The 19857-nt window shown below is 51.8% G+C and carries 15 protein-coding genes; 1 reads left to right on the forward strand and 14 read right to left on the reverse strand.

The window, feature by feature from the left end:
* Window positions 1-21: 21 nt before the first annotated feature.
* The 5 genes from GK091_RS13985 to GK091_RS14005 form a co-directional block, all read right to left on the reverse strand.
* Window positions 22-1002 (reverse strand): SPFH domain-containing protein, encoded by a 981-nt coding sequence (locus tag GK091_RS13985; protein ID WP_164039101.1) that lies wholly within the window; start codon window positions 1000-1002, stop codon window positions 22-24.
* A gap of 197 nt (window positions 1003-1199) precedes the next feature.
* Window positions 1200-2825, reverse strand: a complete 1626-nt coding sequence (locus GK091_RS13990) for an NADP-dependent glyceraldehyde-3-phosphate dehydrogenase (protein ID WP_164039109.1) — start codon at window positions 2823-2825, stop codon at window positions 1200-1202.
* A gap of 183 nt (window positions 2826-3008) precedes the next feature.
* Complete coding sequence (locus GK091_RS13995) at window positions 3009-3701, reverse strand: LytR/AlgR family response regulator transcription factor (protein WP_164039114.1); 693 nt, start codon at window positions 3699-3701, stop codon at window positions 3009-3011.
* A 3-nt stretch (window positions 3702-3704) separates the two neighbouring features.
* Window positions 3705-6551 (reverse strand): PAS domain-containing sensor histidine kinase, encoded by a 2847-nt coding sequence (locus tag GK091_RS14000; RefSeq protein WP_164039118.1) that lies wholly within the window; start codon window positions 6549-6551, stop codon window positions 3705-3707.
* A complete protein-coding gene (locus GK091_RS14005) occupies window positions 6548-7087 on the reverse strand; it encodes a heme NO-binding domain-containing protein (RefSeq protein WP_164039121.1) in 540 nt (179 codons plus the stop codon). The genes GK091_RS14000 and GK091_RS14005 overlap by 4 nt, the downstream gene beginning before the upstream one ends.
* A 237-nt stretch (window positions 7088-7324) precedes the next feature.
* Between GK091_RS14005 and GK091_RS14010 the strand changes: the two genes are divergently transcribed.
* Window positions 7325-7906 carry an RNA polymerase sigma factor gene (locus GK091_RS14010; protein ID WP_164039127.1) on the forward strand — a complete coding sequence of 194 codons (582 nt, stop codon included), beginning with the start codon at window positions 7325-7327 and terminating at the stop codon, window positions 7904-7906.
* A gap of 150 nt (window positions 7907-8056) precedes the next feature.
* Here the strand turns inward: GK091_RS14010 and GK091_RS14015 are convergent, their stop codons facing one another.
* The 9 genes from GK091_RS14015 to GK091_RS14055 all read right to left on the reverse strand — a co-directional run bounded on the left by GK091_RS14015 (window position 8057) and on the right by GK091_RS14055 (window position 19853).
* Window positions 8057-9133, reverse strand: coding sequence for a dipeptidase (locus tag GK091_RS14015; RefSeq protein ID WP_164039130.1), 1077 nt, complete (start codon window positions 9131-9133; stop codon window positions 8057-8059).
* An 80-nt stretch (window positions 9134-9213) separates the two neighbouring features.
* Entirely contained in the window at window positions 9214-10329 is a 1116-nt protein-coding gene (locus GK091_RS14020; RefSeq protein WP_164039134.1) for a D-TA family PLP-dependent enzyme, read from the reverse strand.
* 2 nt (window positions 10330-10331) lie between these two features.
* On the reverse strand, window positions 10332-10808 hold the full coding sequence (locus GK091_RS14025; protein ID WP_164039137.1) for a RidA family protein: 477 nt from the start codon (window positions 10806-10808) through the stop codon (window positions 10332-10334).
* Window positions 10809-11054: 246 nt separating this feature from the next.
* Window positions 11055-12287, reverse strand: coding sequence for an amidohydrolase/deacetylase family metallohydrolase (locus tag GK091_RS14030; RefSeq protein ID WP_170312736.1), 1233 nt, complete (start codon window positions 12285-12287; stop codon window positions 11055-11057).
* 118 nt (window positions 12288-12405) lie between these two features.
* On the reverse strand, window positions 12406-13629 hold the full coding sequence (locus GK091_RS14035) for an aminotransferase class V-fold PLP-dependent enzyme (RefSeq protein WP_164039143.1): 1224 nt from the start codon (window positions 13627-13629) through the stop codon (window positions 12406-12408).
* A gap of 30 nt (window positions 13630-13659) precedes the next feature.
* Window positions 13660-14148 carry a RidA family protein gene (locus GK091_RS14040; protein ID WP_164039146.1) on the reverse strand — a complete coding sequence of 163 codons (489 nt, stop codon included), beginning with the start codon at window positions 14146-14148 and terminating at the stop codon, window positions 13660-13662.
* Between the two features lie 80 nt (window positions 14149-14228).
* Entirely contained in the window at window positions 14229-15839 is a 1611-nt protein-coding gene (locus GK091_RS14045) for an alpha-L-fucosidase (protein ID WP_164039151.1), read from the reverse strand.
* A gap of 54 nt (window positions 15840-15893) precedes the next feature.
* Complete coding sequence (locus tag GK091_RS14050) at window positions 15894-18197, reverse strand: glycoside hydrolase family 20 protein (protein WP_164039157.1); 2304 nt, start codon at window positions 18195-18197, stop codon at window positions 15894-15896.
* Between the two features lie 135 nt (window positions 18198-18332).
* A complete protein-coding gene (locus GK091_RS14055) occupies window positions 18333-19853 on the reverse strand; it encodes a SusD/RagB family nutrient-binding outer membrane lipoprotein (protein ID WP_164039161.1) in 1521 nt (506 codons plus the stop codon).
* Between the last annotated feature and the right edge of the window lie 4 nt (window positions 19854-19857).

Consider the following 19857-nt stretch of genomic DNA (forward strand, 5'->3'; position numbering starts at 1 on the left):
TGACCACCGTGGGATAAATCGTTAAATTTTGGCCAGCAGTTCGGCTTTTTTGGCGGCAAATTCCTCTTCCGTCAGTACGCCAGCGGTCTTGAGGTCAGCAAGTTGCTTTAATAATTCCATGGTTTTGGCTTTATCATCACCGGCAGGCTGCGGTGCGTTCTGGGCGCTGGCTCCACCCATAAAATTACCCAAACCGCCCATCAGCACGGCAGCGCCACCGGCCCCACCCGATTCGGCGGCTTTTTCGAGCGATACACCCGCCTGAAACTGCTGAAAACGCGCCATGTCGCCAACCATGTTCATCTGGGTTGTCTTGTCCAGAAAAGCCTCAACCTCTGGTGGCAAACTGGTATTTTCGATGTAAAACCGGGTCAGTTCCAGCCCATAAGCGGTGAAATCATCCTGCAAGATCGGGCGCATCTTTTCCCCCAGTTCCTGATAATTACGCGCCAGATCAAGCACCGACGTATTCGATTCGGCCACCGTATCGGAAAATTTACTGACAATAGCCGTCCGTAGCTGCTCTTCCAGATCGCTAATCCGGACAACGGGGGTTGTACCGCCGTATTCGTGGATGAACTTGCCGCCATCGGTCACGCGCAGCGAAAACACACCAAATGCCCGCACCCGCACCTGTTTGAACTCAGGATCGCGCACGATGATCGGGTTTTGCGTACCCCATTTCAGGTTCGTGAACTGCTTCGTCGAAACGAAATATACATCGACCTTGAACGGCGATTCGAAACCGTATTTCCAGGATTTCAGTGTCGTCATGATCGGCATGTTCTGCGTGGTGAGTTCATACCTGCCCGGCGGATACACATCGGCCAGTTTGCCTTCGTTTAGAAAAACAGCCACCTGCGATTCACGGACGGTCAGTTGCGCCCCGTATTTGATATCGTTGCCGTTATCAGGAAATTTATAAATGACCGTATCGGTGGAGTTATCTACCCAATCGATTACGTCGATGAATTCATTACGGATAAAATCAAAAAGGCCCATTGTTGTTCGTTTAGGGATTGGAGGGAGAGAATAAGTGAAAGAGTGATTAGTGATAGAGCGATTGGTGCTGCGTATTGGTTGGTAAATTATACTATTTCTTCTTCACTATTCAGCCCAATCATAATTTACCGGCCAATACCCAAAATTCAATCACTCGTTCGCTCTATCACAAATCACTCAATTACTCGTTCACCCAGTTAAAAGATAAAGTTGGTGCTCAGAAACTCGGATTTATGGTTGCCAACAATGTCGTTCAGGATGCTTTTGTTGGCGTCGGTATCTTTGGTGGCAACAACGGTGCGAATGGAGAACGAGCGAAGCGCATCCTCTACCGACAGCGTTCCTTCAGCCGAATCTTTGCGACCCGTGAACGGAAACGTATCCGGCCCGCGCTGGCATTGCGCATTGATGTTGACGCGACTTACCTGGTTGACCAGTGGATCGATCAGGTCGGCCAGTTGGTCGGTATCGGTTCCGAAAATGCTCACCTGCTGACCGTAATCCGCCGTGATGATGTACTCAATGGGCTGCTCGATGGTGTCGTAGGGAATGACGGGCACGACCGGGCCGAACTGTTCTTCCCGGTAAAGTTTCATGCCCTCCACAATGGGGTAAACGACAGCGGGTCTGAACAGCGATCCGGCTACTTCGCCCCCGCCCTCGTTGATGATCGTGGCGCCCCCGGCCTGTGCTTCGCGGATGCACTCCGCCAGGTAATCGGGTTTGGTCGGTTCGGGTATGGGTGTAATCTGAACCCCGGCATCCCACGGCATGCCGGTTTTTAATTTGCTTACTTCCGGCCCAAAGCGACGCAGAAACTCATCGGCAACGGAGCGATGCACCCAGATGATTTTGATCGCGGTACAACGCTGCCCGTTAAACGAAAGCGATCCGAGCAGGCATTCTTTTACCGCCACATCAAGGTCGGCATTGGGCAGAATGATAGCCGCATTCTTCGCATCCAGACTCATGACCGACCGGAGCCGGTTGAGTTTCGGGTGAAACCGCTGCAACTCATCGGCAACCCGGCTCGACCCGATCAACGTCAGCACGTTGACTTTCCCCGACTTCATAACGGGCGGAATGACCGTAGCACCCCGACCGTAGAGCGAGTTGACAACACCTTTGGGGAAACTGGTCCGGAAGGCTTCGAGCAGCGGATAATGCAGTAACGACCCATGTTTGGGCGTCTTGAACAGGATGGTATTCCCCATCAGAATACTCGGAATGAGCGTCGTGTACGTCTCATTCAGCGGGTAGTTGAACGGCCCCATGGCTAGCACCACGCCCAGCGGTGACCGACGTATCTGCCCGATGATGCCTTCTTCAATGCGAAATCGGGAACTGGCACGATCGATGTTCTTCAGCGCATCGATGGTGTCATAAATGTACTTGACCGTACGGTCGAATTCCTTGGCGGAGTCGGCCAGATTCTTACCGATCTCCCACATCATCAGGTTAATAACCAGTTGCCTTTTTTCCAGCATTTTGCCGATAAACGTCTCCATGCACTGAATACGCTCACCGATCGACATCGTCGGCCACTCACCCCGACCATTGTCGTAGGCATTGACGGCGGACTCCAGCGCTTCGAGGGCTTCCTTTTCGGTCGTAACCGGAAAACTACCGACGAGCGTGCGTTGCAGCGTCCCGTCTTCGGCGGGTATACCGATTGGTGAATAAACATCAGAAACGGCACCATCCCACTGGCGCATCTCACCATTGATCAGGTATTCGCGCTGATGAATCGGTTCGATACGGTAGTCAGCCGGGATGGCCGACTCGTTTTGAGGAAACAGGCGGGCTAATGTAGGGTCATTCATACGAAACAGACGATAAGGAGAACGGCGGCAAACGTCGCAATTCGCGGAATGAATTCCAACCCGGTTAGACAAAAATCAGGTAGTGGTCCGTTCCAGAGCGCCCAATTGGACTCTGGCACCAAAACTGATTTTACCTGGGCTTGTCTGTGTCGGACACCAACTCACCATGAATCGGTTCTGTTTTCAGAGTAGATTCAGCCGATTCATCAGCGCTGATTTGTGGGCACGGCTAATCGGAATGACTTTATTGTTGAGAACCAGCGTATTCTCTTCAATATCAACGATCTTATCCAGGTGAACAATGTAGGAACGATGAACCCGCAGGAACTGACCGTCCAGCTTTTCCTCCAGCGATTTCATCGTTGTGTAAACGATGTGCATTTGGGTAGCCGTATGAATTTTAACGTAGTCGCCGGTATTTTCGACGTAACAAATCGACTCGAAGGGTAGCCTGACATAGCGACCGTCGATCTTTATGTATATTTCCTTCCGCTTTATCGTTGAATTTGGCAGGACACGTCTGTTCAGTTCCAGTACTTTTTCAACGGCCAGATTGAAGCGAGGTAGTGTGATCGGTTTCTTAAGATAGTCCGTCACCTGGTACTGAAACGCATCGAACGCGTATTCTTCTTTACTGGTTGTCAGGACTACAAAGGGAATCGATGAGAGCTTTTCCAGCAAATCAAATCCCGACAGACCCGGCATTTCGACATCGAGCCAGATCAGATCGACCATCTGTTCGGTAAGAAACACCAGGGCATCCGTCGCATTATTAAAAACACCATAAACATCCAATGACCCATGCTGCTCGCAAAGCCGCTGTAACGATTTGCGAGCCATCGACTCATCTTCAACAATAATACAAGTCAACGCCATAGCCTACGAGTGGGTAAATCTTTGTTTTTCTTTCTGCAAAACCGGAATCAGTTCGTTCACCTTCGCCACGATATCCCTACAGTCTATTTCCAGCGTTTTACCATCGACACCTTGTCTTACTTTATCTTCCAGGCTGTTCATTTTATGTTCCAGCATCGACAGGCCAACCATCCCAAATGTTGGCTTTAATTTATGCACTTGCTGCGCCAACACGGTTCGATCCTGTAGGAGACACACAGCAGGCAGTTCAAGTAGTTCGGGCACCACATCGTTCAGAAACGTTTCGAACATCTCCGCAGCGTAGACGCGGTCAGTGCCGTAGAGTTGTGTCAGGCGCTCCTGATCGAGTACGTTTTCAGCCTCGGTATCAAGGCCGACGGGTGCGTACCGCTGTAGCAGCGTACGGAGTTGAACGGGTTCGAATGGCTTCGTCAAAAAGTCATCCATACCCACTTCTTCGGCTATATTTTTTTGATCGAGCATGGCCGATGCCGTCAGGGCCACGATGGGTACGTGCTGGTTTGGATTGTGGGTACTCCGAATGGCAACCGTTGCTTCGTAGCCATTCATGATCGGCATTTGAATATCCATCAGAATAACATCGAACCGTTGTTTTTTCGCTTCTTCGACGGCCTGTTTACCATCCATCGCCAGCGTAAACGGAATCTTCCATTTGTTGAGCAGGCTACATAAGTATTTCTGGTTCATGAGGTTGTCCTCAACGACCAGCACGTGGCAGACCTTCAGGGCATCGTCGACCGACGCACTGTTGGGAGCCTGCGGTTCCGCTTCGACTTTCTTGTCGCTTCTGGCGTATGGCAGCGTAAACGTGAACTGGCTCCCCTCCCCTTCGGTGCTCCTTACCGAAATGGTGCCGCCTTGAATTTCAACCAGTTCTTTGGTTATAGCCAGGCCGAGCCCGGTGCCTTTGTGCTTGTGTCCCTGCGGATTCACCTGCTTGAACTTTTGAAAGACCACATCGAGCTTTTCCTCCGGAATGCCAACGCCTGAATCGATCACCGAAAATTCGATCCAGTTCGTCGGGCCATCCTGCTTTTTGATCCGGGCCATGATCTGAATACTCCCTTCTTCAGTAAACTTTTCGGCATTGCCCACCAGATTCATCAAAATCTGGTTCAGCATCACATCATCACCGATAAAATCACCGGTAATTCGGGCATCCAGCATCACATCGACCGATATGGAACGCCCCTGAAGTTTCATATCAAACACTTTCTGAACAGACCGCAGCAGGCCACTCAGGTCGAACGGTCGGGCATGCATTTCTATACGTCCGGCTTCAATCTTAGTCATATCAAGTAAATCAGAGATCAGGCTGTGTAAAAAATCAGCGGATGTTTTTAAGATATCGATATATTCCCGCTGCTGGTTTGTGGGTTGGGTATCGAACAACAGGTGCGACATGCCGATGATGGCGTTCAGCGGAGTCCTGATCTCATGGCTCATGTTCGCCAGAAACTGTTTTTCGGCCTGTCGGGCATCGTCGGCAATCAGCCGGGCCCGTTCCAGTTCCTCTTCCAGATGCTTGCGCTCCGTGAGATCATAATGAATGCCCATCGAGCCAACGATTGAGCCCGCTTCGTCCAGAATTGGTACGCCACTCACCAGAACCCAGACCGGGCTGCCGTCTTTCTTTTTCAACTGCAACTCGTAGGAACCGGCATTCCCCTTTTGCCGTTCCCGCTGCTGCTGTTCCAGAACGCTCAGGTAGCTGGGCACTACCAGAAAGTCCGTGGCTTTTTTACCAATCAGTTCGCTTTCGGTATAACCGACCATCTTACAGAAGCGCTCATACGAACGTACGATTGTCTGATCATTATCGACTTCGAGCAAACCCAGCTCCATATTATTCATGATACCCCGGTATTTTTCTTCACTTCGACGAATACGCTCCCGTGCCAGATACTTTTCGGTAACATCGTTGTATTTCCATAGATGGCCCATGAACTGATCACCCAGAAAAATGGGGACATAATCCCGTTCCAGGATTCGTCCGTTCATCATCCGGATTTCTTCACCAGTCGTCGCCTGCCGATTCTGAATCAGCCGCTCAACCTGATGGGCAAACCCTTCCGGGTCTTCCATGAGCTGCTTAAACGTATTCGTCGACTGCGAATAGTCCGTCCCGATCAATTGCTGTGGACTCTGTTCAATCTCAAACAGATCGCAGAACAGTTGATTGACCAGAATGATGCGTCGCTGTTCGTCTTTTACCAGCACACCCGATTGCAGACTGGTAATCAGGGTCGATAATCGGCTCTGGGTTGTCTGTAGCTCTGTTTCGGCTTTTTTTCGGTCCGACACATCACGCGCAACCGCCACCAGTTCGACCACATCACTACCCGATTCGATAAGCCGAACCGTTTGGCCGATCCAGACAATACGCCCGTCTTTAGCCACTACCGGAAACTCATTATACGAGCTGTCTTTCCGCTCGATCAGCATCGTCTGATAAAACTCCAGGAGGCTTTTTCGGTAACCGGGCGCGACAATATCAGTGAAATGTTTGCCGACAAATTCCTGTTCGCTATACCCAAGCATTTTTTCGACGGCCGAGCTGACGAACGTAAAAATGCCATCGGGCCCAACCTTATAAATAATGTCCTGAACCGACTCGATAACCTGACGATACCGCTGTTCGCTCTCGCGAAGTTCGGCCAGTTTATCCCGGATCTGTTGTTCCAGATTATCGTTCAGATGCTGAAGCTGCTCATTGGCATCGTAGAGTTCCAGCGCTTTTTTTTCTAAGATCAGTTCAGCCTCTTGCCTGGCCGCCTTTTCGCGGTCAAGGTGTCGTTTCAGTAGACCGATATCGTTGTTGTGTATCATTCCTTCACGATATCAAAGAGTACTTTGCTGCCGTCGTCCACCAGATTCGTTTTTCGGATTGTTGCTTTTTCCCCGAAATGAGCGAAACAGCCGTCCATCAGACCAAGCGCAAAGTCGGACAGTTTTCGCTCTGACGTGTAGTACATATAAATCTGACGATCAGACACTTGCTCTACAGTAAAATGCGGCAATTCCGCATCCGGATACAACTTCCTCACTTCGACATGGATATGATGATCGATGGAATGGAGGAGGCTGAACGCAGAATCGGACCGGTCGATCAGGGAGCGATACTTTTTCGTGAAGGTAACAAACATGTACTGTCCATACACCCGAAGCAGATCGGGTACCGGAATGTTGGTATGCTGGCTTAATTTGGTCACGAGTGTCACCATTTCGCCATGATTGTAGGTACCAATGGCAGTGTACTTTCCGCCTGACGGTAGGTCTGTTTCGGTCAATAATTGATCTACTAACGAATAACCGAATTTAGTTTCGATCATTTCCAAAAACTCTGTAAACACAATTCCTTTCATGGAAACTAGAGATAAACTTATCCTATTAGTAGATATATTTTAGTAACAAATATATTATTATTCTGGAGGATAAATCATTAATCCAAACTGCAAATACTTATTTATGCCAAAAAACGGGCAAAAGCTACAGTTCATCGAATTTCCGATAATAAAGACGGTTAACAGTCACAATTTTGTCAAAAGGAAACGAAAACCACTGCACTAAACCTCGTTTCTGCTTTACTCACTGCTCCAGCCATGAAAAGTAAATTGAACGACGAAGAAGTAATCCGGCAGTATTTGACAACCAACCCCAACGATTGCTTCGAAATGCTTTATAACCGGTACGTCGGTAAAGTCTACAATCGCTGCCTTTCATTAACCAAAGACTCCGAAAAAGCCCAGGATTTCACGCACGATATATTCATCAAGATGTTTTCCCGGCTGGATAAGTTTGAAGAGCGCTCTACCTTTTCGACCTGGCTGTATTCGATCTCCTATAATTATTGCATGGATCAGATCCGGCTTGGCAAGCGGCTGACAACAACGTCGCTGGAAGACGACATGAATGCGGATACCGAGCAGGATGCAAAAACGAGCCAGTACGTAAGCGCCGATGACTCAGAAGATCTGGAAGATAACCTGCAACACCTCAACCGGGTGATGAATGCCTTACCAAAAGAGGAATCCATGATCCTGCGACTGAAATACCAGGACGGGCTCGACATCCGCCAGATTGCGGAGCAGCTCAACTTGAAGGATAGTGCCGTTAAAATGCGCCTGAAACGGTCGCGGGAAAAGGTCAAACGTATTTATGGCATCGGGCTTATGGCCGGATAATTTTTGTAGAGACGCAATCCCTTGCGTCTCATACGCGTCAGCAATACATTACACTTACAAATCAGACTTAAACGCGCCTATTGCTTACGCGTGATATTGCTGGCGCGTATGAGACGCAAGGGATTGCGTCTCTACATAAGAAAATCCATATTACGTAATCGCCCACGCCTTGCGCAGAAAACGCAGCCAGTTGCCGTGCATGACGTTCGTAATGTCCAGTTCAGTGTACCCCCGCTGACGCAACAGATCAGGAATTTTCTGTAAGTCGGCAATCGTTTCCAGATCGTAGGGGCACTGTTCCTTGCCGAACGCACCATCCAGATCCGAGCCAATGCCGATGTGATTGGCATTTCCGGCAATTTGACAAATATGGTCCAGGTGATCAATCATCACCGCCAGATTGCAGTTCGTTCCTTCGGGTGTCGACTGACCGCGCACCCAGCCTGGAACCATCATCCAGGCGTCAAGAGCTCCCCCAATGACCGCATCGCGGGCAATCAATTCCTTAATTTGTTCGTCGCTGAACTGACGGTTGTGGTTCACCAGAGCCCGGCAGTTATTATGGCTTGCCCAGACCGGTCCGCTGAAGTAGTCCAGCGCTTCCCAAAAACTATCGTCGCACAGGTGGGTAGCATCCAGAATCATGTTGAACCGCTCCATTTCCTGAAGCAATGCTTGGCCTGCTGCGCCCATAAACCCCGTGGCATCGGTGCCCTGCGCGTATCGACCCGGACCGTAGTGAGCGGGGCCAATAGCCCGCAGCCCGTATGCATGGGCGCGTTCTACGTAGGCCGGAGTAATGATCGAATCGGCTCCTTCCAGACTCAGGATATAACCGACTGGTTTTCCATCGTTTGGTTCATCGTTACTCCAAAGCGTCAGGTGGTTCTCCAGACTGGCCAGATCGCGAATCTGCACCATCTCCCCCGCTTCTTCCATGGTTTTGTACCAGATTTGCTGGGCCTGCGTCTGTGCCCATGCCTGCTCCGGCGACTGCCAGCCGGGCAGTGGATTGTCGGGGGCGACGTACCGGGCAATCTGCGTAGCCACGACCAGACCCACATTACCCCGGCGCAAATCGGGCAGCGAAACGGTAGCCTTCGCCCGATCCGGCTTGTCGGTCATACCCCGTTCACGTTCCCGAAGGCGTTCGACCGGCTGGCGCAGATCGCGATTCCATTCCATCGCGTTCATGCTCAGATCAAGATGGGCGTCTATTGTAAACATTCGTGTCGTTTCTACTAGATGGTGTTTCGTAGGGCAGGCAACCGCCATGAATAGCTGGATCGCCCGCCATACGGAACGAATTAAACGGATAATTTGCGGTCTCGGGCAATGGTTAGCCACTCCCCGGAGACTTCACCAGCTTCGATGGTATACGCCCGTTCATACAGGGCTACGGTCGGGCAAATGTGGTTCGGCAGTCCGTACAACACATCACCGATCTGATACGAATGGCCGGGACCGGCTTCGACAACCAGATGCTCTTCGCTCTGCCCGACAGCCTTCAATTCCGGCGCATTCAGGAACGTAACGCGCTGGGCTAAGTCCCCCTCGGGAGCCACCGATTTATGGCCTAGATCCAGACAAACCGTTGTGGCGTCGGGTAACGAAATAACCCGCGCGACAACGAGTGCAGCCGTCAGAAACGGTTGTTCCGGCAAGCCAGCCTGATAGCCTTTGTCCCAGTAAATAAACGTACCGGGGCTACACTCGACATCCGCCCGTTTTGCGTGAATTGGGAACGTCGGGCTCCCTCCCACCACAAGTGCCGGTGTTGCAAAACCCCGTTCTACCAGCGTTTCCTGGAGTTGTTTTACGGGCTGGAAGGCAGCATCACAGTCAACTGTCCGGGCGGCTAGATCCGGATTTCGAAGGTGACCGTCGTAGGCATGCAAGCCAACCGGCCGGACACCAACCAACTGACTCAGTTCGGCGTAGAGCGTCAACACCGCATCGCCGGGACTAATACCCGTACGGTTCATACCTACGTTCAGGTCGATATACACGGGAACAATACGATCCGCTTCAACAGCTAGCTCCGACAGATGCTGAGCCGTAGTCAGGTTATCAACCAGACAGGCGAACTGGGTTTCCGGGTACGCGTTCATCAGCGCCAACAACCGGTGCATTTTCGGAACGCTGGGTTGATAGGCCAGCAGAACATCGTTTGCCCCGCAATAAGCCAGCATTTCGGCTTCGGCAATTGTCGCGCATTTGAACTTGGTGATACCCGCATCCAGCATCAGCCGGGTGGCTTCCCGCGACTTGTTCGTTTTTACGTGCGGCCGGAGTCGGTTCACATCGTCGATGGCGTCGATGAGTAACTGGATATTTGCCTGAACACGGTCGGGATAGATGACCAGTGCGGGTGTATCCAGCTGGCTAGCGTCGTCGAGTTGATACCAGGGGGTTTGTTCCATGATTAGGCTAATTCAAACAAGGCTTCCACTTCGACCGGAATGTTGTCGGGCAGCGAGCCCATCCCAACCGCCGAGCGAACGCCAATGCCGTTGTCCGTGCCCCATACGTCGGCGAACAGTTCACTGCATCCATTGATGATGTATGGATGGCGTTCGAATTCGGGAACGCAGTTTACCATGCCCAGCACTTTAATAACGCGCTTCACCCGGTCGAGGCTTCCCAGGTGGGTTTTGATGGTCGACAGAATGGTCAGCCCAACCTGCCGGGCGGCCAGTTTTCCTGCTTCCATGTCTATATCGGCCCCGATACGGCCAATAATCAGGCTTTTATCGTCCCGAACCGGACCATGACCCGATACATACAAATACTTTCCGTCGATGAGGTACGGTTTATAAACACCCAGTGGTTGAGGGGCAGGCGGCAAAGAAAGGCCGGTTTGGGCAAAGGCAATTTCGGGTGTTAATACATCAACTTGCATAATAACTTGATTTTAAGCAAAACAATTGAGTAATGAGGCTTTTACCAGAACAGCCGTAGCCATACAATCGCTACGGTATTAGTCGTGTAACGCTCAAACTTAACGGAAAATAGTTGTTTAATGGTCAGCGGACAGATCATCAATTAGTGAACGTTTGCGGCCATCAGCCCTTTTTCGTACGTGTCTTCTCGCCGATACACGCAGAGGAAAAGCCGATTTTTCGCGGATGATACGTGAATCGCCATGCTACGAACGGGGCGTCTGCGTTACGACAACCGGGATGGCAATGCCGTTCAAATCGTAGACAATCTTACCCTTACGAATGGTCATCTCGCATTCGAGCTTCTGCTTGCCAACGATTTTGTGACCAGTATAGTCGAAGAACCCGAAGTAACCCGTATCACGCACCTCAAACTGCCCTCCCCGAACGTTCAGGATCGCAATGTCGGCAACTGCACCCACGGACAAATGACCGAGTTCGGGTCGCCGGATCGCCTGCGCCGAATGCCAGGTGCTGGCCTCGATGACACTCGGTACATCCATCCCCATCGCCATAAATTTCGACATAACATTGAGCATATCTTTCATCGCATTGTTCATGCTGCCCGTGTGAATATCGGTACTAATGGTATTGGGGTAAAAGCCACTTTTCAAGGCCGGAATCGCCTGCGAAAATGCGAAGCTGATCCCACCGTACCCAACGTCGAACAAAACGCCTTTTTTCTGTGCTTCCCGGACGAATGGTTTTACTGTACCGGTTGCCGCGTCGAGAATGGGCTCACGCGTTTTTAGCTGCCCGAAACAATGCGTGTAGATGTCGCCGGGGCGCAGGTGTTTGGTAAACAGTTCTTCGAGGGACAGCATCGGGGTGCTACTACCGAAATCGATCATGACCGGTAGGTTCGCCAGTTTCCCTGCTTCGATGGCTCGCTCGGTGGGTGTCCAGTTGTAGCCGCTGTAGTGGGCCAGCTTAACGCCGACTACTAGATCAGGATACTGTTTTGCCATGTCGGCGGTCAGACGGGCGTCCATGTCGTCCAGATTCTGTTCGACCTTACCACCCCGCATACCGCTTCCGACAATGTTCAGCAAAGCCAGCACCCGCGTCTGTGAGCGATCAATCGTCTGGCTCTTAAAGGTTGGAAAGTCGCGCCAGCCCGAACAGCCCGCATCCACAATGGTCGTTACGCCGTTGCGGAACGTAAAACCGTCGGGTGGCAAAGCATTCGGGCCATTGCTATACGCCTGATCGGGATTCGTCCCGAAAAAAACGTGGGTGTGAATGTCGATCAGGCCCGGCGTCACCAACAACCCTTTCGCATCGACAACCTGTGCAACGCCCTGCGTATCAATATTTTTTTCGACCTTACTGATTTTACCATCCCGGATGGCAACGTCCAGAATGCCATCAATCTTGTTTTTCGGGTCGATAACGTGTCCGCCTTTGATGACAATACTGTACGGCTGAGCACACGCCATTTTTCCGGCGAAGAGAATAAACAGCCAAAGAACGACCTGTTTCACGATTGGATCTTTCTAGAATAAACGAATGATTTCCCGGCAAGGCCGCTTTCGGTCTACCCAGCCAGAGACCTGCCTAAACAGCCGCTTTGGACAGTTCTTCCTTGATCCGACGCGCCACAATTTTTTCCTGACCGGGTTTCAGCATCCAGACCGTTACGCCGATGTGGCTGGGTCCGCTACCGCCTACTTCAATCGACGGGTCACCTTTCCGGAGTGCTTCCTGTAGCTCTTTTCCGGTCAGATGAAGTTTATCGGGGTCCCACGAGATACGGAGTGTAGGCGTATGATTGCCCAACGGCGGAACGTGTACGTCCGTCTTAACTCCGCTGACGGTTTTCACCGCGCTTTCGATATGGGCGGTGTTGTCTTCCCACATTTTCCAGACTTTACCGTGGTCCTCGTTGATGAATCGTTCCAGCGCCACATACATGCCCAGAATTTCTTCTTTGTTTACTTTCATGCCCCGACCGATGTTGAAACCGCGGGGAGGCATGTGCAAACGAGCCGCCGATATAATGTCTTTTTTGCCCATCAGCAGACCGGCGCTTTGCGGCCCCCGCATGGCTTTACCACCCGATACGACCACAAAACTGAACCCCATCTCATTGAATCGCCATAGGTTCTCTACCGGCGGCACATCGGCAGCAATGTCGATGGATGTGGGGATGTTGTGCTTTTTGCCCAGGGCTACCCATTCTTCGTGCATGATCTTGCCCTTGTCGGCTTCGATGTGCAGAAAATGCATGAGCGCGGTCTTTTCGTTGATGGCTTTTTCGACATCCTCGGCGGTCTCTACCTGAATGATTTTACAGCCCGTATTGGTCAGTGCGTGGTTATACACGATGTCGTGGGCTTTCTGGCAGATCACCTCCGTTTTCATCCCGGTTCCTGTCAGGTGAGGCAGTTGCTCTACTTTTTTCAGGTCCATGCCGGTCAAGATACCCGCCAGACCAAGCGTCATCCCGGAAAAAGCGCCCGACGTAACCACGGCTGCTTCCGAATGAACCATCTGCGCAATCTTCGCTCCTACTTTGTCCTGAATCTCGTCAAGTAGACAAAATTCTTTGGCACCGTTCTGAATAGCTTCCAGCACTTCGTCGTGCATAAGCGATCCGGTCATGTAGGTCAGCGTACCAGCCGCATTGATGAAAGTGCGCACGCCTAACTCCTTGAACAGATCTCGTTTGGGGGCCGCTGTTGGAGCGGCCGTTACCGTTATCGGGAGAGCCCCGCCGACCAATCCACCGACGAGCGTTCCGCTCGATAACCGCTTGATGAGTTTTCGTCTGCTTAACATGTGAGTAAGGTTAAAAAAGAGAAAGGTTCGTTAGATATAGGCAATGCAATCCATTTCGACCAGTGAGCTACCCGGTACACCCCCGTAAACGGCAACGGTCGTGCGTACCGGCGGCTTGTTGCCAAATCGGCCTTTGTAGACTTCGTTCATGCCTTTGTAATCGTTCAAATCATGCAGGTACACGCTTACTTTCAGGACTTTCTCCATCGATGAACCGGCTTTGATCAACTCTTTCTCGAGTTCTTTCAGCACCTCCTCCGTATGGACCTTAATGTCTCCTTCTTTGTGGTAGCCTTTCCCGGCAACGAAAACCAGATTGCCCAGCTTGGTCGAACCCGAAAACAAGGGTACGTCGTCCTGCGTCACGACATTAAAGGCTTCTTTCTGCGGAGCGGCTTCGGTTTTTACCAATTCTGGGGATTCATCGGCGGCAACCGCGTTAGTCGCTGCGCTTAGTCCAGCGACACCGGCAATGGACGAAAAAAGGCGTTTTAAAATGGATCGACGTTGTGCTTTCATGAGCGAATTAACTGTTTGAGGGTATCGTTTTCTGTAGTTTTGCGCGTTTTTGGCCTACTCCTGCGCTCCGGTTTTACGCTTTATTCCAAGCGTAGCTTACTGATTTTCTGCGTATTGCCGTCAATCTTCAACCCGTCTTGGTACAGAATGGCCCGGTATTCGATTTCGTCGTAGGTGTTAATATTGTTGGCTACGATTTCCAGCGTCTGCGCACCCGGCTTCGAGATGGGATACACATCCGTTTGGGTCCACTTCTGGTTAAACTCTTCATTCAACGAGCTTTGTACCGGACGGTACTCGAAACCAACTTGGTATGTTTTGCCGCTGCCCATCTTCGTTAAATCAGCGGTCAATTTCAGATTACCACTGGCTGTTTTTTCGGCGTTGACCGTCTTGAAATGGGCTGGTTCAACGGCAGCTTCGACATTTTTCAGCTTAACGACGATTGGATTGGGCCACTTATGGTTGTTGTAAATCCGCTGCGCCCGAACCACCGAGATCTTGAGTCCTTCCGGTGTTTGCTCGAACCGCGCTTTGCCGTCGTTTGCCGGTTGGTATTCGACAACACTGCCCGTTTGGCCGAGTACGCTCACTTCGGTTGACGGCGTCGTCTTGACCGATTTCAGCAAAAACGTCCGGCGTTCACCGCGTGGCCAGTCCGGCATATTGGTCAGGTACGCGTAGACCGTATTGACGTCTTTCTGTTTGGTAAACCAGATATCACCCTCGTTTCGGACAATCCACGGACGAACGTTGTGAACCGCTTCCTGATTGATGAAATGCCAGGCCCCGATTTCCATCAACCGCCCTTGTTGCCCTTCGTTGAGGTCACCCCACTGCGTTGGTCCAATGTTAAGCAGATACGATCCGCCCTTGGCCCGCGATTCGATCAGAATGTCGATCAATTCTGTACCCGATTTATAGTGATCGTTGGTCGGCTTGTAATTCCAGGCGGTTCCCATCGTCATGCAGCTTTCCCAGGCCGTTGTCAGGGTTTCGCCGGGGAGGTATTGCTCGGGCGTTTCCAGCACACCCCGCGTGACGAGGCAGTTGGGCTGGTATTTCCAGACGGTTGCTTTCACCTCTTCGCGAAGTACGTCGCTGTCGATAAAAAATAGGTCGACCGGGCCATAGTTCGTCATCAGCTCTTTGCACTGCGCTTCGACAAACTGTTTGTATTTAGCCTGGAACGGTTTCGCTTTTTCCCAATGATCGTCGCGGGTAATAGCCTTCATGCCGTTGCGGTAGGCGAACGAAAAATCTTCGGGCGAGTAGTAAAAGCCAACGGCTAACCCCCACTTCCGGCACGCATCGACGTATTGCCGCACGATGTCTTTCTTATAAGGCGTGTTCATCACGCCGAAATCGGTGGTTTTGGTATCCCACATACAGAAACCGGCGTGGTGCTTCGTCGTGAACATGATGTACTTCATGCCCGCGTTTTTGGCCAGAATCACCAGTTTTTCCGGGTCCCAGTCTTTCGGGTAGAACGTTTTGGGTAGCTCACTGATGTACCGTTCGACGTAATCGGGCGACGCACCCACCAGCGAGTGACTGATAACAACGCCCAGTTGGGTATCCACATTCCAGTGGATGAACATCCCGAAACCAGCGTCTTTCAGCCACTCTTCGCGCTGGGGTTTGTTGTGATTCGCCCCAATCTGCGCAAACGAACTGATGGTAATAAGCAAAAAAAAGAGAAAGGTTAACCTGTTGATAAGCTGCATAAACACGTAAACTATAAATTAATCGACCCGAAACTCGTCGAGTAGAAGCCATGCTTTCCCACCGGCTCCGTATTCGCCCGATGGAATGATTCCTTTGTTGGTTGCCCGTATCCGTACATAACGCGCCCGAACCGGCGGAAACGTAGCGGTCACCGAATTGATCCCGTTGATCGGGAACTGCGTTTGCCGGTACACCTCCCGAAACGTTTTACCGTCTTCCGACACCCACATCTGAAGCGTGTCGGGTGCCCACATCCGCTGCCAGTGGTAGTTCAGAATGTGCGTACCGATGCTTGAAATGGACTGAGCAGTCTGTAAATCGATCAGCACGTCCGCATCTTTACCCTGAGAACCGATCCATTCGCCCGTATTGTAGCGGCTCGTTCCGGCCACGCCGTTGACTGCGATCAGCGGACTGGCGGGGCGGTAGCCGCCCATCGGTTCGGTTGAGAACGTGACCGGTTTACCCGTACTTTTGCTGATCGTCAATGCTTTCTGATAGACCCGTCCCTGTTGTTGATTGTCCAGAAAAACAGCGGCTTTCACGGTGCTGGTCCGATCAACTACGAGTGGTTTAGCATAGATTGAACTGGACGGAACAGGGACCGACCCATCAGTTGTGTAGCGGATGGTGGCATTGGGCAACGTTGTGGTCAGCGTCAGCTGCACCGTACCGTTCGGGTTGACCGTCACGGAATCGGTCAGTTCGTCGAAGCGATTGGCGTAGTGAACATTAAGTCGTTTCAGCATGGGCTCTTGCTGGCGTAGTCTCCGCAGAAAGCTTGGATAGTTACGGTGTTGCCGTTGACTCCAGGCGATTTCAGCAACGGCCAGGACCCGGGGAAAAATCATGTACTCGGCCTTTTCGGGACTGTCCATGTATTCGCTCCACGCCGTTCCCTGAACGCCTTTCAGGTACTTCGTCTCACTGGCCTGAAGATCGGCAGGAATCGGTTCGTACGCGTAGACTTTGCTCAAGGGCGTGTACCCGGCAGCCGCTAAGGGTTCTTCAGGATATAACGACTGGTAATAATCGAAATACACGTGACTTTCGGGCGTCATGATGGCGTTATGCTTTTGTTTCATGGCCTCAATCCCGCCCTCGATTCCCCGCCAGCTCATCACCGTAGCCCCCGGCGACATGCCTAAATCAGGACCGGTCCCTTCCAGTATCTCATCCCAGCCAATCACCTGCCGCCCTTTGCTGGTCAGGTATTTGTCGATCCGACGAATAAAATAGCTTTGTAGTTCGTCCTCATCCTTCAGGTGTTCACGGTGAATGCGGGCCTGACAGTTGGCGCAGGTTTTCCAGCGCGTTTTCGGGCATTCGTCCCCCCCAATGTGAATATAGGTGGACGGAAACAAGGAAACGACCTCATCCAGCACCCCTTCCAGAAACGCAAAGGTGCTGTCATTCCCCGCGCAAAATACGTCGTCGAAGATACCCCAGAACGTTGCCGCCTGATAAGGGCCGCCCGGCTTGCCATCCGGTTTCAGGCATCCTAGCCCTGGATAAGCGCTCAACGCAGCCAGCGCGTGACCCGGCATTTCAATTTCGGGGATGACGGTTACGTGCCGTTGGGTGGCGTACCGAACAATATCTTTGATTTCGGCCTGTGTGTAATACCCACCGTAGCGTTTGCCATCGAAGCGATGCCTGTTTCCACGGCGGGACAGCTCTTTCTTGTGACCGATCAGCGTTTCGGCTCGGTACGCGGCTTTTTGCTGTAAGGCCGGATATCGTTTGATTTCGATGCGCCAACCCTGATCATCGGTCAGATGCCAGTGAAAGGTGTTGATTTTATACAACGCCAGCAGGTCGATGTATTTCTTGATAAAGGCAATCGGAAACAGATGGCGGCTCACATCGAGGTGCATCCCCCGGTACGAAAAACGCGGGTAATCCATAATCGTGCAGGCTGGAATCGTACCCGCTGTTGCCTGCGAAAGAAGTTGGGTTAAGGATTGAATTCCGTAAAAGAGTCCGGCTTCGTCGTGTCCGGTTACGGTAATGCCCTGCGGACTGATCTGAAGTCGATACCCTTCGGGCTGGGTAATTTTTAGTGAGTCGATGGTCAAACCGATCGCGGACTTCGCTTTCGTCAGGGCCAGCGTCACCCCCGTACTCGCCCGAAGCTGCGCCTGCGCCAACGCGACAAATTGACGGGATACCCCCGAACCGGACGTAATGCCCACCTGGGCGTCAAGCCGGAATTGACCCGCCCCTGATTGATAGGATACGGGTTCAGGAATTAGGCCGCTTTGTGCAAACAGCTTTCCGGCATAAAGCAGGGTGAAAAAAAACGGGAATAGAACGCGCATTTGTTTTGAGAATAAAATTGACTGGGCACAACACGGCCCAGCCAATTACGTACATGAGAAAAGGGATTCGGTTTTCAAGCTTACTCCTTTGCCCGGTAACTACACCAAATAATGCATTAGTAACACCGTCGGCCCTTATTTGTCGAGCCACATATGGGTCAGAAATGTGTTCTCGCCCTGCCGCGCAACGGCGCTGTTGTAGTTCTCTTTGTTCAGGTTCTCCTCCGTGGCGGGGTAGAGCATCCGGCGGAAAATCTGTCCACCGGTGATGTTTCCGACGTAGTTGTTGGGAACCAGTGCGGGGTAGCCCGTGCGACGCCAGTTCAGGAAAACCTCCTGCGAATTCGGGAAGACCGATACCCAGAACTGCGTGTAGAGCTGCTCCATCTGTTTGGCAACCGTAGCCGTCGTCACCAGTGCGTTGGCGGTAGCGTAGGCGTCGATGTTTGCCTGCGAAATCACACCATCGGCTCCGTACAACGCCCATTGACGCATGGCCGCTTTCAGCCCCAGATCATACAGCGTGGCTGCCGACTTGGCCGTATACCAACCCCGGATCGCAGCCTCCGCCAGATAGAAGTTCATCTCGGCGGGGGTGATCACCAGCATCGGTGCATTCAGCTTCAGAAGCGTGTTCTGGTTCGGCTCCGAATACGTTACAAAATTCGAGGGTTTCGTATTGGGAATGTTTGCCGGCATCCCTTTCTGGATGCTTACATCCGTGCTGGCTTTTCCGTTTACGTACACGACCGACAGAACCGGCAACCGGGGATCGTTCGTGCTTTTCAGGTAATTGATAAACGTATCGTAGTATTTCCCCCCTTCCGGATTACTCACGCCATCGGCTTTCAGGTAATCGCTGTTCAGCATCCAGTAAGATAACGGATTCTGGTTGATCACCTGACCAGAGGCCATATAGGTAATTTTGGCGAGGTCGGCATCTTCCGTAATCACACCACCCGCAATGGCTTTCTTCACCCACGTTTCGGCCAGGGCCACGTCGGGTTTCGTCATGCGCATGCCCATTCGCAGCATAAGCGAGTAAGCAAATTTCTTCCACTTGGTGATGTCGCCCCCGTAAATCAGGTCAGCAGCGCCAAACGTCGATTTCGACGCGTCGAACAAGGCAACGGCTTTTTCCAGTTCGCTCAACAGATTGGCGTAAACGTCTTTCTGGGCATCGTAGGTTGGTTTGAACACGCTTTGGGTATACCCCTGCGCAGCCTGCGTATACGGTATATCGCCGTACAAATCCGTGACTTTGGCGAAGCTGTACGCACGCCATATTTTGGCGATGGCCAGTTTGTTCACCAAAGCCGGATCTTTTTCCAGTCCCCGGATCACTTCACCGATTTCGTTGATCTCGTTCGGGTACGCATTGCTGAACACCGTATAGGGTGCGGTTCCCTGGTTGAAAATGTATTTGGAACCCCAGCTCGCGACATCGTTGTAGCTGGTGGTGTATTGCATGGTTCCCTGAAGCCCCGTGATCACGTTCCCGACGGCATCGTACTGGGCTTTGGTAAAGACGAAATCAGGACTGGCTACGCTGGACGCATCCGGATTGACATTGAGTTCTTCCAGCCCCTTGTCGCAACTTTGCAGCGCGAAGAGTGCTACCAGGCAATAGGCGAATGTATGGAATCGATTTTTCATGGCT

This window comes from Spirosoma agri (genome assembly GCF_010747415.1).
GTDB classification, from domain to species: Bacteria; Bacteroidota; Bacteroidia; order Cytophagales; family Spirosomataceae; genus Spirosoma; species Spirosoma agri.

Bases quoted from the DNA above. Each gene is read 5' to 3' on its own strand.
- GK091_RS13985 (WP_164039101.1), bottom strand. From the start codon at position 1,002: ATGGGCCTTTTTGATTTTATCCGTAATGAATTCATCGACGTAATCGAT.
- GK091_RS13990 (WP_164039109.1), bottom strand. From the start codon at position 2,825: ATGAATGACCCTACATTAGCCCGCCTGTTTCCTCAAAACGAGTCGGCC.
- GK091_RS13995 (WP_164039114.1), bottom strand. From the start codon at position 3,701: ATGGCGTTGACTTGTATTATTGTTGAAGATGAGTCGATGGCTCGCAAA.
- GK091_RS14000 (WP_164039118.1), bottom strand. From the start codon at position 6,551: ATGATACACAACAACGATATCGGTCTACTGAAACGACACCTTGACCGC.
- GK091_RS14005 (WP_164039121.1), bottom strand. From the start codon at position 7,087: ATGAAAGGAATTGTGTTTACAGAGTTTTTGGAAATGATCGAAACTAAA.
- GK091_RS14010 (WP_164039127.1), top strand. From the start codon at position 7,325: ATGAAAAGTAAATTGAACGACGAAGAAGTAATCCGGCAGTATTTGACA.
- GK091_RS14015 (WP_164039130.1), bottom strand. From the start codon at position 9,133: ATGTTTACAATAGACGCCCATCTTGATCTGAGCATGAACGCGATGGAA.
- GK091_RS14020 (WP_164039134.1), bottom strand. From the start codon at position 10,329: ATGGAACAAACCCCCTGGTATCAACTCGACGACGCTAGCCAGCTGGAT.
- GK091_RS14025 (WP_164039137.1), bottom strand. From the start codon at position 10,808: ATGCAAGTTGATGTATTAACACCCGAAATTGCCTTTGCCCAAACCGGC.
- GK091_RS14030 (WP_170312736.1), bottom strand. From the start codon at position 12,287: ATGGCGTGTGCTCAGCCGTACAGTATTGTCATCAAAGGCGGACACGTT.
- GK091_RS14035 (WP_164039143.1), bottom strand. From the start codon at position 13,629: ATGTTAAGCAGACGAAAACTCATCAAGCGGTTATCGAGCGGAACGCTC.
- GK091_RS14040 (WP_164039146.1), bottom strand. From the start codon at position 14,148: ATGAAAGCACAACGTCGATCCATTTTAAAACGCCTTTTTTCGTCCATT.
- GK091_RS14050 (WP_164039157.1), bottom strand. From the start codon at position 18,197: ATGCGCGTTCTATTCCCGTTTTTTTTCACCCTGCTTTATGCCGGAAAG.
- GK091_RS14055 (WP_164039161.1), bottom strand. From the start codon at position 19,853: ATGAAAAATCGATTCCATACATTCGCCTATTGCCTGGTAGCACTCTTC.